Source organism: Mesorhizobium sp. M5C.F.Ca.IN.020.29.1.1 (assembly GCF_003997375.1).
Classification (GTDB): Bacteria; Pseudomonadota; Alphaproteobacteria; order Rhizobiales; family Rhizobiaceae; genus Mesorhizobium; species Mesorhizobium wenxiniae.
Genome location: NZ_RZSW01000942.1, coordinates 1 through 1,435, shown reverse-complemented (window position 1 = coordinate 1,435; position 1,435 = coordinate 1). Strand labels below are relative to the sequence as shown.

Here is a 1,435-nt window from a genome sequence, read left to right as displayed (position 1 = left end):
CCCCAACACACACCACATGTCCGATCCCTTGACCGGCTCCGAACCAGAGCCGGAGTTCGAGGCAGGAACGCGCGGATTCTGGACTTCGAAGACCGGGTTGGTCACGATCGCCTTCCTGCTGATCGCCGCTTTCTTCCTGCTCTCTGAGCACCGGGCGCATGCCTTCGGTATCCTTCCCTATCTGCTGCTGCTCGCCTGCCCTCTGCTTCACATATTCATGCATGGCGGCCACGGGGGGCATGGGAGACATACGCAGCACAAGGAAACCGAGCCGGACGCGCAAGACGGCCCCACACACCACAAAGGAGCATGACCATGGTCGAGCAATCTTTCGCCTACGGCCTCTGGGGCCTGGCTATAATCAACTCGGCGATTTTCATCCTGTTTGCCTTCAGCTTCTTCAAGCCGCGAACTGGCCGTGACTGGCGCTCCTTCGGTGCATTCAGCGCCTTCCTGGTGGCGCTGTTTGCCGAGATGTACGGGTTCCCCCTGACGATCTACCTGTTCTCGGGCTGGCTGCAGTCTAGGTTCCCCGGCGTTGACTGGCTCTCGCATGATGCCGGTCATCTCCTGGAGATGATGTTCGGCTGGCAGCTCAATCCGCATTTCGGGCCCTTCCACATTCTCAGCTTCTTCCTGATCGGCGGCGGCTTCGTGCTGATCGCGAGTGCGTGGCGGGTGCTTTACGAAGCACAGCGTCACAATCGCCTCGCAACCGGCGGCCCATATGCCTCCGTCCGGCATCCGCAATATGTCGGCTTCGTTCTCGTCATGGCGGGCTTCCTCGTGCAGTGGCCCACGCTGCTGACGCTGGCGATGTTTCCCGTACTGGTTGGCATGTATGTGCGGCTTTCCTTCATCGAAGAGCGTGAAGCCAGAAAGGAATTCGGCGACGCCTACGACCGCTATGCGGACCGCGTGCCCGCCTTTTTTCCGCATGTGGCCAGGCTGTTCGGTTCCGCCGGCGAGCGCCGTGCGCCCTAAAGGCCAGGGGGCTCGGGCATGATCTTTGTGTGCTGACCGAAACAACAATCTCGAGACCGAAGGAAATCATCATGAAACGCCGAGATATCCTGAAGGGCGCAGTGGCAGGCGCCGCAGCTCTTGCCTTCCCTTCGGGCTTGCTCGCAGAAACCTCCGCCAGTCGGTCAGGCGGCCAGACGCTCGGCATCTCTCGCCGCACGATCGAAGTGAACGGCAAAGCTGCAAGCGTCTTCGGCCTGCGAGGAGCCGACGGCGCTCCCGGCCTGCGCTTGCGAGCGGGCGATGCCTTCAATGTCCGGCTTCGAAATGAGACCGCCGAGCCGACGATCATACATTGGCACGGACTGACGCCGCCCTGGTTGAGCGACGGCGTCGCCGACGCGCCACTGCCTCTGATCGGCGCCCACCCCGATCGGAGCTTCGATTCTCCGGTCGGCGACCCCGCCACCCA

Annotated in this window: 3 protein-coding genes; all 3 read left to right on the top strand. The window is 62.2% G+C overall.

The annotated features are described in order from the left end of the window. Positions 1 to 16: 16 nt before the first annotated feature. On the top strand, positions 17 to 313 hold the full coding sequence (locus EOA85_RS35200) for a DUF2933 domain-containing protein (RefSeq protein WP_127212723.1): 297 nt from the start codon (positions 17 to 19) through the stop codon (positions 311 to 313). Positions 314 to 315: 2 nt separating this feature from the next. After that, positions 316 to 984 (top strand): isoprenylcysteine carboxylmethyltransferase family protein, encoded by a 669-nt coding sequence (locus tag EOA85_RS35195; protein WP_127212722.1) that lies wholly within the window; start codon positions 316 to 318, stop codon positions 982 to 984. A gap of 71 nt (positions 985 to 1,055) precedes the next feature. Next, positions 1,056 to 1,435, top strand: a 380-nt coding sequence (locus EOA85_RS35190) for a multicopper oxidase domain-containing protein (protein WP_164760130.1), incomplete at its 3' end; no start/stop codon positions are given.

What these genes read in the sequence shown, in the direction of transcription:
- EOA85_RS35195 (WP_127212722.1), top strand. Translation starts at nt 316, where the DNA reads ATGGTCGAGCAATCTTTCGCCTACGGCCTCTGGGGCCTGGCTATAATC.
- EOA85_RS35200 (WP_127212723.1), top strand. Translation starts at nt 17, where the DNA reads ATGTCCGATCCCTTGACCGGCTCCGAACCAGAGCCGGAGTTCGAGGCA.